Annotated in this window: 8 protein-coding genes; 6 read left to right on the top strand and 2 right to left on the bottom strand. The window is 69.3% G+C overall.

The window, feature by feature from the left end; genetic code table 11:
* Positions 1 to 113: 113 nt before the first annotated feature.
* On the bottom strand, positions 114 to 2,060 hold the full coding sequence (gene acs, locus ABZ371_RS00465) for an acetate--CoA ligase (protein ID WP_358672360.1): 1,947 nt from the start codon (positions 2,058 to 2,060) through the stop codon (positions 114 to 116).
* Positions 2,061 to 2,814: 754 nt separating this feature from the next.
* Here acs and ABZ371_RS00460 point away from each other — a divergent pair.
* A complete protein-coding gene (locus ABZ371_RS00460) occupies positions 2,815 to 4,440 on the top strand; it encodes a cation acetate symporter (RefSeq protein WP_358672359.1) in 1,626 nt (541 codons plus the stop codon).
* Positions 4,441 to 4,466: 26 nt separating this feature from the next.
* On the opposite strand, the gene ABZ371_RS00455 is transcribed toward ABZ371_RS00460, so the two are convergent.
* Positions 4,467 to 5,291, bottom strand: a complete 825-nt coding sequence (locus ABZ371_RS00455; protein ID WP_358672358.1) for a TetR/AcrR family transcriptional regulator — start codon at positions 5,289 to 5,291, stop codon at positions 4,467 to 4,469.
* A gap of 240 nt (positions 5,292 to 5,531) precedes the next feature.
* Between ABZ371_RS00455 and ABZ371_RS00450 the strand changes: the two genes are divergently transcribed.
* The 5 genes from ABZ371_RS00450 to ABZ371_RS00430 all read left to right on the top strand — a co-directional run bounded on the left by ABZ371_RS00450 (position 5,532) and on the right by ABZ371_RS00430 (position 13,574).
* Complete coding sequence (locus ABZ371_RS00450; protein ID WP_358672357.1) at positions 5,532 to 7,799, top strand: CocE/NonD family hydrolase; 2,268 nt, start codon at positions 5,532 to 5,534, stop codon at positions 7,797 to 7,799.
* A 124-nt stretch (positions 7,800 to 7,923) separates the two neighbouring features.
* Entirely contained in the window at positions 7,924 to 8,475 is a 552-nt protein-coding gene (locus tag ABZ371_RS00445) for a nuclear transport factor 2 family protein (protein WP_358672356.1), read from the top strand.
* Positions 8,476 to 8,674: 199 nt separating this feature from the next.
* On the top strand, positions 8,675 to 9,898 hold the full coding sequence (locus ABZ371_RS00440; protein ID WP_358672355.1) for an acyl-CoA dehydrogenase family protein: 1,224 nt from the start codon (positions 8,675 to 8,677) through the stop codon (positions 9,896 to 9,898).
* A 229-nt stretch (positions 9,899 to 10,127) separates the two neighbouring features.
* The gene (locus ABZ371_RS00435; RefSeq protein ID WP_358672354.1) at positions 10,128 to 11,024 is read left to right on the top strand and encodes a dioxygenase; all 897 of its coding nucleotides are present in this window, start codon (positions 10,128 to 10,130) and stop codon (positions 11,022 to 11,024) included.
* A gap of 180 nt (positions 11,025 to 11,204) precedes the next feature.
* On the top strand, positions 11,205 to 13,574 hold the full coding sequence (locus ABZ371_RS00430; protein ID WP_358672389.1) for a SpoIIE family protein phosphatase: 2,370 nt from the start codon (positions 11,205 to 11,207) through the stop codon (positions 13,572 to 13,574).
* Positions 13,575 to 13,578: the final 4 nt, after the last annotated feature.

Genomic DNA, 13,578 nt, shown 5'->3' with positions numbered 1-13,578 from the left:
CACCCCGCCCCATGCCGCGGGCCCGTGGCTCTCGCCCCGGGTCCGTCCCGGGGGCGCTCCCACCTGTCTCCCCCCGGGGGCCCCCCCTGCCATATGGCAGGGGGACGCCCTGTTCAGTCCTCGTTCGCTGCCGAGGGCAGTTGTGTCTGGATGAGTGCCATGACCGAGGAGTCGGTGAGGGTGGTGACATCGCCCAGTTCGCGGTTCTCGGCGACGTCGCGCAGCAGGCGGCGCATGATCTTGCCGGATCGGGTCTTGGGCAGCTCCGCCACCGGCAGCACACGCTTGGGCTTCGCGATCGGGCCGAGCGTGGCGCCGACGTGGTTGCGCAGCTCGGTGACCAGCTCCTCGGAAGCGGTGGCGGTGCCGCGCAGGATCACGAAGGCGACGATGGCCTGACCGGTCGTCTCGTCGTTGGCGCCGACCACGGCTGCCTCGGCGACCGAGGGGTGGGAGACGAGAGCCGACTCGACCTCGGTGGTGGAGATGTTGTGCCCGGAGACGAGCATGACGTCATCGACCCGGCCGAGCAGCCAGATGTCGCCGTCCGCGTCCTTCTTGGCGCCGTCACCGGCGAAGTACTTGCCTTCGAAGCGCGACCAGTAGGTGTCGATGAAGCGCTGGTCGTCACCCCAGATGGTGCGGAGCATCGACGGCCACGGCTCGGTGAGGACGAGATAACCGCCCCCGCCGTCCGGCACCTCGCGGGCTTCGTCGTCGACCACGGTGGCGGAAATGCCTGGCAGCGCCCGCTGGGCGGAACCGGGCTTGGTCGCCGTGACCCCGGGAAGCGGTGAGATCATCATGGCGCCGGTCTCGGTCTGCCACCAGGTGTCCACGATCGGGCACGTGTCGGCGCCGATGTGCTTGCGGTACCACATCCAGGCCTCGGGGTTGATCGGCTCACCGACCGAACCGAGGACCCGCAGGGACGACAGGTCGAACGTGGCGGGGATGTCGTCTCCCCACTTCATGAACGTACGGATAGCGGTCGGCGCGGTGTAGAGGATCGTCACCCCGTACTTCTGCACGATCTCCCAGAAGCGTCCCTGATGGGGCGTGTCGGGCGTGCCCTCGTACATGACCTGCGTCGCACCGTTGGCCAGCGGACCGTAGACGATGTACGAGTGCCCGGTCACCCAGCCGATGTCGGCGGTGCACCAGTACACGTCCGACTCGGGCTTGAGGTCGAAAACGGCGTGGTGGGTGTACGCCGTCTGGGTCAGATAACCCCCGCAGGTGTGCAGGATCCCCTTCGGCTTACCCGTGGTTCCCGAGGTGTAGAGGATGAAGAGCGGCTGCTCCGCATCGAAGGCCTCCGGCGTGTGCTCGGCCGGCTGCCTTCCGGTGATCTCGTGCCACCACACGTCCCTGCCCTCGGACCACGCGGTGTCCTGCCCGGTGCGCCGGACCACCAGGACATGCTCGACACTGTCGATGCGGGAGACGGCGTCGTCCACGGCGGGCTTGAGCGCCGAGGGCTTCCCGCGGCGGTAACCGCCGTCGGCGGTGATCACGACCTTGGCGTCGGCGTCCTGGATACGGGCGGCGATGGCATCCGCGGAGAAGCCCCCGAAGACGACCGAATGCGCTGCGCCGATGCGGGCGCAGGCCAGCATCGCCACGGCGGCCTCGGGGATCATCGGCAGGTAGACGGCGACCCGGTCGCCCTTGCCGACACCGAGCTCGGTGAGCGCGTTGGCGGCGCGGGAGACCTCGTCCTTCAGCTCGGCGTAGGTGATCGCGCGGCTGTCGCCGGGCTCGCCCTCGAAATGGATCGCGACCCGGTCACCGTTTCCGGCCTCGACGTGGCGGTCCACGCAGTTGTACGCGACGTTGAGCTTGCCGTTGGCGAACCACTTCGCGAAGGGCGGGTTGCTCCAGTCGAGCGTCTCGGTCGGCTCCGTGGCCCAGGTCAGGCGACGGGCCTGCTCGGCCCAGAAGCCCAGCCTGTCCGCCTCGGCCTGCTCGTACGCCTCCACTGTCACGTTGGCGTTCGCGGCCAGATCGGCAGGCGGTGCGAACCGCCGCTCCTCCTTGGCGAGGCTCGCGATCGACACACCGTCACCGGTTGCGTCAGCGACCCGTGGTGCAGACATATCCGCTCACTTTCTCCGTCGACTCCATGCTTGGGCTTCCGTGCGAGGCGTGGACCACGGCCGACCGTGCCCCGGCGGAATGCGGCGCCTCGCCCCGGGCCCGTCGGCCCCGTTTCGGTCGGAGGCCGGGAGTGCGGCGGAGGCTCCCGGTGGAGCGACGTTCCGCATGGCGTGGGTGGCCGTGCCTTCCGCCGTTTCGCCAGAATGGCATTCGCGTAAATCTAGCGTGTATTCAGGTATCAGTCCAGGGTCACAGCAGCATTCATGTGCCTCTGGCATATGCAAGATCACGAGATCGCTTCTGGCTGTCACCCAGGTCTTGGCACTGACGCCCGTCAGCCTTCATGCTGACCCCAGGCCGCTGCCCCTGGGGGCGTCGCCTTTTCCTGCGCCGACGGCAACCCCGCGCGCACTGCCGTACATTCCGGCGGCCACGCCGCTTCTCGCCGCACTCGTTCACCGCCGCACACATCGCTGTCCTCTTGGGCGCCGATCGCCGGCTCTCGCGTCGGCCACTCTCCGGCCGGCTATCCCTCGGGTATGCAACAGGAGCATTCATGAATCCGTCCCGGCGTCCGCCTTTCGAGGTGAGGTCCGGTCCCGTGCTGTCACCTCGTCAGGAGCGCGATGAGCATCGCCAAACCGCTGCCCTGTGCGTGGGTGTGCGGCACCGAAGACGGCGGCTCTCGCCCTCCGGGTGTGCAAGGTGTGGGCGATGACCGACCTGGCCGGTCAACTTGCCGCCGGGCAGGCCCTCGGGGCCCTGCCGCTGGTGGCCTTCCTCCTGGTCGTATGTCTCGCCGTGCTCCTGTATCTGCTGTACGGAGTGGACGCCGACGGCACCGGAAACGTCTATGTCGCCGGCAGGTCCCTGCGGCCACTGCCCAACGCCTTCGCGCTCACCGGTGATTACATCTCGGTCGTCACCCTGCTCTCCGTCACGGGTTCGGTGGCACTCACCGGTTTCGGTGGCATCGCCTTGGCGGCCGGAGGGGTCGGGGCGCTCGGGGTTCTGCTGTTGCTCGCCCAACCGCTGCGCACCGCCGGCCAATTCACTCTTGGTGACACGTGGGATGCCCGTTTCCCCGGTGCCGCCGCGCGGGTGGCGGGTACCGTCGCGACGCTCTGCTTCTGCCTCCCGCTGACGGTGGTCCAACTGGTGGTGGCCGGCTCCGCCGTCTCCTTCCTGCTCGGTCTGTCCGACATCGGGCCGGCCGCGCAGTTCTGCACCGCCCTCATCGGCGGGATCATGATCAGTGCCGCGTCCGTCAGCGGGATGCGGGGCAACACCGTCCTCCAGGTGATCAAGACCGTCGTGCTGCTCCTGGCCATGACGGTCCTGGCGGGACAGGTGCTGGACGAGTTCGGCTGGAATCCCGGCCGGCTGCTCGACGAGGCGGGGCGCGGGAGCACCGATCCCGGGCATTTCCACCTGGGAGGACTCCTCCGCGGCGACGGACCTGCGGGCACCCTGTCGCAGATCTCCGCACTGGTCACCGTGGTTCTCGGTGCCGGAGCGGCCCCTCACATCCTGATGCGTCTCAAGGCCGCCGCCGACGACGTGTCCGCGCGCCGCACGGTCACGTACTCCATCGGCCTGGTCGCCGCCTTCTCCGGGCTGGCGACCCTGCTGGGCCTGGGTGCGACGGCGCTCCTCGGGGCGAGGAGTCTTTCGGCCGCCGACCCGCAAGGTCTGGCCGCGATCCCGCTCCTCGCCCTCCAGCTGGCTGCCGACGGCTCCAGCGGCGGCGCGATTCTCGCTCTGACGGTCTCGATGATCTTCCTCACCAGCCTCACGGTCGTGGCGGCCCTGACTCTCTCGTCGGCGGCGTCACTGGCACACGACATCTTCGGCCGTGGACGGTCGATGGCGACTGAGATCAAGCTGATGCGCTGGTCCGGCGCGATCGTAGGAACGCTGGCCGTGGTGCTCGCGGTCGGGCTGCAAGGAAGGAACGTCGTCTCCCTCTCCCATTTCGCCATCGCGGCCACAGCGGCAGCCATCCTGCCCTCGCTCGTCCTTGGCCTGTTCTGGTCGGGTTACACGCGCGCAGGCATGCTCTGGAGCGTCTACGGGGGCATCGGCTGCTGCGTCGTGCTGCAGCTGTTCGGGCCGGCCGTTTCGGGAAGCCCTGACTCGACCCTGCCCGATGTCGACTTCGCCTGGTTCCCGCTGGACTCGACAGGCCTGGTGTCCGTCCCGGTGGGCTTCCTTCTCGGGTGGGTGGCGAGCCTGGCGTCGAGATCGTCCACGAATCGGATGACCCACTTGGAGGAGTCGGGCGAGGAGGAGCGAGCCTGGAGCGGCTTCGTACCTCCGCCCCCGACGTCCCGGATGTGACAGATGCCGAACGGCGCCGAGTGGGGTCAGGCGGCCCCGTTCCCGAAAGGGGGCGGGGCCACGGCTCGAAGGAAGGCCTGCGTGAACGTCTCGATGGTCTCGTCGGCCGTGGGAAGGTCCGCCGCGGCCACGCGGCTCGTCACGGGGCGCAGCAGGAAGTGCAGGAAGATGGGGCTGGTCATCTGCTGCGTGAGCAGGAGCGGTGGCATGTTGCGGATGCGGCCGGCAGCGGCTTCTTCGGCGAGCCATGCCCCTACGCCGGCCAGCAGGCGCGGAGTGACGCTCCGGAAGACCATCTGGACGTTCTCGTCACCGGGGCGGGCGAACACCTCCGCAAGGAGGGCCGGCAGAACGCGGGGCTCCCGCTCGAGGGCGTCGGCCAGGAGCCGGTAGAGCTGGCGGACGGTGTCCTCCAGGTCGCCGCTCCGTCCGGCCAGGACGGTCTCCATGTCGACGATGGGGCTGTGGCGCTCGAACACCGCGCGCAGCAGTTCGTCCCGCCCGCCGAACGTCGCGTAGAGGCTCGGAACGGAGCACCCGGCCGCGGCTGCCACCCGTTCGAAGGTCACCGTCCCCAGCCCCTGCTCGCTGATCAGGGCGGCTGTGGCCTCGATGGCACGTTCCCTCACCGGCTTCCGCCCTCCCGGTTCGACGCCTGCGGCGCGCAGCGCCTCGTCCAGGGCCTGACGGGTGCCGCCGAGCCGGCGCAGCAGCGTGCTGCGGGAGACTCCGGCTTCCTGGGCGATGTCGCGCACGGTCACCTCCGCCGCAGGAACGCCTCGCGCGTTCGCAGCCCGGAGGGTGGCATCGACGATCTCCTGAGGGACAGGAAGTGCTCCGCTACTTGACATAGCTCTTAATGTACGGTGTATTCGAGTACCAGTCCAGCAGGCTTCGAATTGCCCAGGACATGCGGGGCCTTGTTCTGAAGGTCTCATGGGCGATGCGGCCCCTCGGCAGGGCGGTCAGGGCGACGTGGACACCCGCCGACCACCACAGCTGTCACGAGTTTCTCTCGACACGGCTTTCGCAGGTCGTGGTTCCGGTCAAGGCGGGCCACGCCGGCGCTCCAACTCCGAAAGCAGACGATCATGCTGCGTACAGGAAGGTTCGCAGGCCCCATTGCAGGGCTGCGATTCGAGACTCCCACGTGTGCGGGACTCACGGACCAGGACGGGACTTTCGCCTACCGGGACGGCGAGATCATCGCCTTCTCGGTCGGGTCCGTCCTGATAGGCGCCGCGCGAGGCGCCGCACGCCTCACCCTTGCCGACATCGTCGCGAGAGTCGCCGGGAACCCAGGCAAACTCGCCGACCCTGGCCTGACCAACATCGCCCGCTTCGTGTACTCGCTCGACAGGGACGGTGACCTGGACGGCGGGGTCACCCTGACGCCCGGAATCCACGCGCTCGTGGGCGACCGGGTCATCAACTTCCGTAATCAGACGACCCTCGCACCGGGGCCGGCCGACCTCATCCAGGCGTTCACCGACGATCCGGCCGTTTCGGGACTGCTCGACGACCTGAACCGGGCCAAGGTCTTCAGGGACGCCACGCCACGCACCCTCACGTCGGCAGCCGCCGCGCGCAACGAGGTGCGCCGGAACCTACTCGGAATCCGCCGATACCGGGACGTCAAGATCCCTCTCCGTAACGGCTCGTTCGTCTACGCCGACGTCTACCGCCCGGACCACGACGATCCGGTCCCGGTCGTCATGAACTGCGGCGTGTACGGCAGGGCGTTCGTCCACCACACCATCTGCGACGAGCGGGACGCCGAGCGGCACGAGGTGATGGAGGAGCGGTACTTCTCCGGTAATCCCGACGGATACGAGTACGAGAACCACGAAAGCGTCAACACGGCGACATGGATCCCCCGGGGCTACGCCCTCGTACGCGTCGACAGCCCCGGGGCGGGCAAGAGCCCGGGCACCCTCGGCATCTGGGGGATCGACGAGGCCCAGGCGTTCTACGACGCGATCGAGTGGGCCGGGATGCAGCCCTGGTCCAACGGGAACGTCGGTCTGTGGGGCATGTCGTACTACGCGGTCAACCAGCACGCGGTGGCGAGCCTTCGACCGCCGCACCTCAAGGCGATGATCGCCATCGGCACGGATGCGGACCTCTACGAGGAGGTCATCTACACCGGGGGCATCCTCAACGAGGAGTTCTTCCCCTTCTGGTTCGAGAAGGGGATCGCGCCCGCGATCTGCGGCGAGGTCGACGCGAAGGACTTCCTGGCGATGGCCAGGGCCAATCCCTTCAAGGACTCCGACCCCTCAGCGGTCTTCGGCCCGCGGTCCGAGGTCCTGATGAGTCCGGACCTCAGCAAGGTGACGGTGCCTCTCTGGACGGTCGCGGTGACGACGCACCCCGCCCACTTCCACCAACTCGGAAGCAGCGAGACCTATCTGAACACTCCCACGAAAAACAAGAAGATCGACTTCTGGGAGGACTGGTTCATGAAGTCGTACTCCGCCGCAGCGGTCGACGAGCACGTGGCGTTCTTCGACCACTGGCTCAAGGGAATCGACAACGGGATCATGGACAAGCCGCCCGTACGCCTGGAGATACGGACAGGGCGAGGTGCGTCGTACGTCCAGGAGGAGCAGGAGTGGCCGGTCGCACGCACCCGGTACGTCAAGTGGTACCTGGACGCGTCGCCCTCCGACCTGGACGGGCGCATCCCGAGCGGCAACACGCTGCGACTGGCGACCACGGTCCCCGAGGCCGAGCGGTCCGTGACCTATTCGGCCCAGGTGGACCCGCTGGCCCCCGTGGTGCCGCAGGCACCGGTCGCCGGGGAGAACGCCATGACCATCGCCCCCTGCGGCCACGGCGCAACCTTCATCAGTGCGCCGCTGGAGGAGGACACGGTGCTCGCCGGCTACAGCAAGCTCGTGGTGTGGGTGGCATCCACCAGTGAGGACATGGACCTCTTCGTGGCTCTGCGCGTGCTGGACGAGGAGAACAGAGAAGTCGACTTCAGCGGCCCGGCGGTCATCCCCGGCGTCTCCACCCATCTCTATCCGCTGGCCAAGGGCTGGCTCAAGGTGTCGCACCGCGCCCTGGAGCCCGAGCGGTCGACCGATTTCCGGCCGAAGCACACGCACCTGCGCGCGGACCACGCCCCGCTGCGGGACGGCGAGATCGTGCCGGTGGAGGTGGAGATCATCCCGAACACGGGCCTGGTGAGGAAGGGCCACCGAATCCGGCTCGACATCCAGCCGTACACCGGGGTCGGCCACGGCAACCGGCACGCGTACGACGCCTCCTGCCACGACGGCGCGCAGAACACGATCTTCTCGGGCCCGGAGCATCCGAGCTATCTGCAACTGCCCGTGCTGCCGCCCCAGTGACGGCAGTGGCAGGAAGAAGCAGACGAACAGTGTGCGCCGGCCACACCCGGTTCCGCCCGACCGTCACCGCACCACACATAGTCCTGAGCAGCCGAGAGAGCGAAATGGGAGTGGGGAGAACCTGATGAACACCGAGGAACTGAGCGCCCGAGCGGAGATCCACGACGTACTGCTGCGTTACTGCCGCGGCCTCGACCGCGTCGACATGAGCCTGGTCCGCGGTGCCTTCCACCCCGACGCGTGGATCCAGTTTCCCGAAAGTCTGCATGTCGGCCCGGTGGACGGCTTCGTGGAGTTCCTCGCGGGTGAGATGCCGCGGTTCGTCCGGACCATGCACTTCCTCGGGAACAGCCTCGTGGAGTTCGACGGCCCCGATGCCGCCCATGTCGAGACCTACTTCCAGGCCGACCACCAAGGCTCGGAGAAGCACCAGTGGAAGGGTGAAACCGTCAAGCTGTGGGCGCGCTACCTCGACAGGTTCGAGCGGCGGGACGGGAAGTGGCTGATCGCGCGCCGCGGAATGCTCGTCGAGTGGATGTACAGGTACCCGGCGGACGGGTGGTTCGACGACCACCCCGACGCATCGGTGGGACGGCGCGACGGAAGCGACCCCAGCCTCCGGAAAGTCGGTGGCTTCGGCGGGACGCCCGTGACGGACCGCGCGTGGCCCGCCTGACCCGAAATATTTCGGCGCGAGCAGAGCGTTGTGCCGCGCCCTCTCTGCCAACAGACAGCCATGCGCATCCCGCCGTCGCCCGGTCCACGGGACACACGACGACACTGCGTCGGGCGGGACACAGAACCGTTTCGAGCGTGCCCGGCCGCCGGAGACCGCATCCGGTGACGGCGGCCGAGCGACCCAGGAGATCATGACGATGACAGCCAGGACAGACACCCATCGGCCGCAGGCCCAGGAGATCCTCGCCCGCCTGGAGGAGCTGCGACCCTGGCTCCGCGAGCACCAGGCCGACGCCGAGCAGCAGCATCGCATCCCACAGGAGACCATCGAACGTCTCGACGGGGCCGGTCTGTTCGCTCTGACCACGCCCAGGCGGTACGGCGGTGCGGACTTCACGACGCGCGAACTGCATGACGTCTACCGGGTGCTGGGCGCGGGGTGCGGGGCGACGGCGTGGATGGTGTGGGCGGCCGCGGGAGGCAATCTGTGGAGCTTCTCCTTCGCCGATGACGTCATGTCGCCGGTGTACGCCTCGCCGTGGACCGGTAACCGCACCTTCGCGGTCGGAGGCACCAGCCGTCGCATGTCGGGAACGGCCCGGCGGGTCGACGGCGGCTGGATGATCCAGGGCGCCTGGCCGTTCGCGACGGGAAGCGTGCACGCCTCGCATGGCTTCCTCGCCGTCTTCTACGACGAGACCGACGACGCGAAGGTCGGCATGGTGCTCGTGCCGAAGGAAGAGCTCGTAGCCCGCGACGACTGGGACGCGATGGGCATGGCGGCCACCGGAAGCCAGACCGTCGCGACCGACGGCGAACTCTTCGTTCCGGACGAGCGCTTCAGTACGCCCCAGCGGCTCACGGCCCACATCGCCGAGCTCACGGAGCAGGGGCTGGGGCCGCGACGCGGAGGACTCGCCCGCTCGCTCGTGACGGGCACCGGTGTGGCACTCGGCATGGCCGACCACGCAATGGAGGTGTTCCTCGGAGGAGTCGGAAAGCGCAGCATCCCGTACTCGTCGTACGCCAGGCAGCTCGACGCCCCGATCACTCACCTCACGGTCGGCCGTGCCCACGCCAGGATCCACGCGGCGGGCCTGGTGGCCGACGCGGCGGTGGCCGAGCTCGACCGGCTCGACTCCGAGGGGATGGATCCCTCGGAGCGCGAGGTCGTCCGCTTCCACACCGACGTCGCCTATGTCTGGGACGCCTGCAGCGCCGCGGTCGAGACGCTCTTCAGGGCGTCCGGAGCCTCGGCGATCATCAAGCGCCAGCCGCTGCAGCTGATCGCCCGGAACTGCCGTGCCGGCAGCCTGCACGCGGCCCACAACATCGATACCTGGATGGAGAACATGGGCCGGGAGCTGTGCGGGGTCGAGGCCGGTCCCGCCTCGACGAGCGTGCTCGAACGGCGGTCGTAGGACAGCTACGCCGGGTGGCGGCGCAGCACGCCGACGCCCTCGAACCCTCACCGCCGGATGTGGGCCCGGACGGTGGCAAGTCCGGCATCCCGGCCTGCCACCGGCGACCCGCCGCGGGCCGGCGGCGGGTCGCCGGTGTGCCCCGCGCAGTTCCGAGGGCCCGCCCACACCTGACACGACAGGAGCACATGTACGTGACCCGCCCCCTGCGACGCTTGACTTCACGCCCATGACCGGCCGACCGGCCGCCGGTCCGGACCACAGCCGCGCGGACGCCGTCACGGTGAGCGTGCTCTCCGAGATGAACGCACCGGACCCACGCATCGGCCGGCTCACGCAATCGCTTGTCATGCACGTGCACGCCTTCCTGGTCGAGAACCAGGTCACCTGGGAAGAATGGCTGGCCGGGCTCGACTTCCTCGCCCGCGCGGGGCAGTGGACGACCCCTGCTCGCAACGAGCTCCTTCTCCTGTCGGACACCACGGGCAGCTCCACCCTGCTCAACGCGTTGAACCGTCACAGACCGGCGCCGGACGGGCCCGCAACGCCGGAACACCCGCTCCTCAGCGACGCACCACTGCGCCCGATGGGCGAGGTGCTCGCGACCGAGGAGCAGTGGGCGGGCGGTGACTGGACACGCGTACACGGGCACGTTCTCGACGCCGAGGGGCACCCGGTGGCCGGCGCCCGGATCGGTCTTTGGCAGGCCCATGGCGCGGGGGAGTCGTCGAGCCCGCCGAGAGGTTCGCGAGCGCTCCTCACCACCGGCACCGACGGCGCCTTCTGGTTCCGCACCGTCAAGCCCCGGAGCTACCGCCTGCCCACCGACGGCCCTGGCGGGGAGTGGCTGCGCGCTACCGGCCGTCACCCCGTACGTCCGGGGAACATCCTCGTCCGCGTCGAGGCGGAGGGGCACCACCTCCTCACCAAGCGCCTGTTCGCCGCCGACGATCCCCTTCTCGCGCTCGACGTCTCCTTCGGTGTCGCCGACGGCCTCGTGCTCGACTTCCATCGCGACCAGGACCCGGTCGCGATAGAGGCCAACAGGATGCCGGGCCCCTACTTCGAGGTCGCTTGCGACCTGGTACTGACGCCAGGCACACCGATCCACGAGGCCGAGGCATGATTCCGCACATCGTGCCCGACCGGGCTTGTGGAATGCGTATAAATGGGTTCTATACCGGAATTCCAGGCTGATGGGCGATCACGTCTCCCGAGCGCGGTACGGGAATGCCGCGGGAAGGCGAAGGGTCCGGCGTCGCGACATGATGGGTCCACCGACCCGATGGGAGGCGGTGACGGCATCATGGGAGTGAGCAGGGCGGGAGACCGCGCGTCGCCGACCGAGGTGGCGGCTGTGCTGATCGATCGTCGTGGTGTCGTGACCGGCCTGTCCCGCGCCGCTGAGGATCTTCTGGAGCAACAGGCCGCAGATGTCCTGGGGCGTTCCGTTCTCCGGCTGCTGGCCGAGCCCAGCGCCGCCGACCTCTCCGCCGGGCTGCCGGACACGGGTGAGATCAGCCTGCTGTGCGGCTCCGGCGAGACGATCACCGTCTGCTACCGCACCGAAAGGCTACGGAGCCCCGAGCCGACACTGATCCTGGCCGCCCCGGCGGACCAGGCTTCTGAGGCACAGGGGGACGGGGCCCTGTCGCGGGCCCTGCTCGGCCAGGACAGCATCGGTTTCGTCCTCCGTGACAGCGATCTCGCGGTGGTGCGGGCCAACGTGAGGCATGGCGCGTTCGCCGGACCCGGTCTCCCTCAGGGCAGCCGCCTGGCCGACGTGATGCACCCGGCCGACGCGGCCGACGTCGAAGTGGCCCTGCGGGGCGTCCTGGAGACAGGCGTGCCCCTGGTCGCGAGCGAGCAGCGTGTGAGGTCCGCCCGGGCGCCGCACGGCGACTGGTCGCTGTCCGTGTCCGCCGTACGGACGGAGGACGAGCGGGGGCGGCCCACGGGCGTCGCCGTCCTGTTCACCGACGCCACGGAGCACTGGGCGGCCGAACGCCGGCGCGAACTGCGACATCGTGCGTCGGCGGACATCGGCGGCACGCTCGATGCGAGCAGGACGGCGGAGGAGATCGTCGACACGCTGGTACCCGACTTCGCCGATCTCGCGTGGGTCGACCTGGCCGACGCGGTGCTCAAGGGTGACGAACCGCCGAAGACCTTCGGCGGGGGCAATCTCCACCTGCGCAGGGCGGCGGGCCGCGTCGCGCACGGCTCGTGGCCGGCCGGCATGCTCGGTTTCGGCGAACCGGTGCCGCCCTTCCCTGATGTGCCTATGATCCGTGACCTGCAGGAAGGCCGCACCATCGTGACCGACCGGGTCACCCTGGAACGTGGCCTGGCCGATCCGGCCCATGTGCGACTCGCAGCACCCGACGGCGGCCACTCGATGACCGTGGCCCCGCTCTTCGCGCGCGGCCTGGTGCTGGGAGCCGTGGTCGCCTGGCGCATCGATCGGACCGAGCCCTTCGACGAGGAGGACGCGGCCCTCTTCACCGAGATCGCCGCTCACGCGGCCCTGGGCATCGACAACGCCCGCCGCTACACCCGTGAGCAGCGTGCCGCCGCCGCACTCCAGCAGCGCCTGCTGCCACAGACGCACACCTCCACCCGGGTCATGGAGACGGCGGGCGCGTATCTGCCCGCGGGAGGCGGAGCCGAGATCGGTGGCGACTGGTTCGACGCGATCGAGCTCCCCTCGCTCCGGACCGCCCTGATCGTCGGAGACGTGACCGGCCACGGACTCCACGCCACCGCCACCATGGGGCGACTGCGTACCGCCGTGCAGACACTGGCGGACCTGGAACTGTCCCCCGACGAACTGCTGGTTCATCTCGACGACCTGGTGACCCGGTTGGCCGGCGAGGCGGATCCCGCACACCACGACATGGTCGGCGCCACCTGTCTCGTCGCCGTGCACGATCCGGTCACCGGACGCTGCACAATGGCCGCGGCGGGCCACCCACCGCCGCTCCTGGCCGTGACGGACGACCGTGTCGTGCCGGTGGTCGTCCGGCCCGGGCCGCCGCTCGGCGTCGGGGGCCTGCCCTTCGAGACGACCACCGTCGACGTGCCCCCGGGCAGCGTCATGGCCCTGTACACCGACGGCCTGCTCCAGCGGTACGGACCCGACATCGACAGCTCCACGCGTGACCTCGCGGAACGGCTCACGGAGCTCCGGCGCCAGGAGGACAGCCTTCCCGCGCTTGCTCAGGCCCTGATGAACGACGCCGGCGGGCAACCGCAGCCCGACGACGCCGCCCTTCTCCTCGCCCGTACCTCCGCGCTGGAGGAGGATGCCGTGGCCTGCTGGGACTTCCCGGCCGACCCGGCGGCGGTGGCCTCGGCGCGAGCGGCCGTGACCGGGAAGCTGGCCGAATGGGGACTTGAGGAGCAGGCCTTCGCGACCGAACTGATCGTCAGTGAACTGGTCACCAATGCCGTCCGGTACGCGGGCGGCCCCGTGGGCCTGCGGCTTATCCGCGCCGGTGTACTCCTGTGCGAGGTCACCGACCCGAGCAACACCCAGCCCCGCATGCGCCGCGCCCGCACCACCGACGAGGGCGGTCGCGGGCTGTTCCTGGTGGCCCAGCTCAGCCGCCGCTGGGGGAGCAGGTACGGACTGACAGGCAAGACCATCTGGGCCGAGCAGGAACTGTCAGGATGAGGGC

The sequence above is a fragment of the Streptomyces sp. NPDC005899 genome (assembly GCF_040629645.1).
GTDB lineage: Bacteria > Actinomycetota > Actinomycetes > Streptomycetales > Streptomycetaceae > Streptomyces.
The sequence above is the reverse complement of the archived record's forward strand: the minus strand, read 5'-3'. Positions and strand labels throughout refer to the sequence as shown.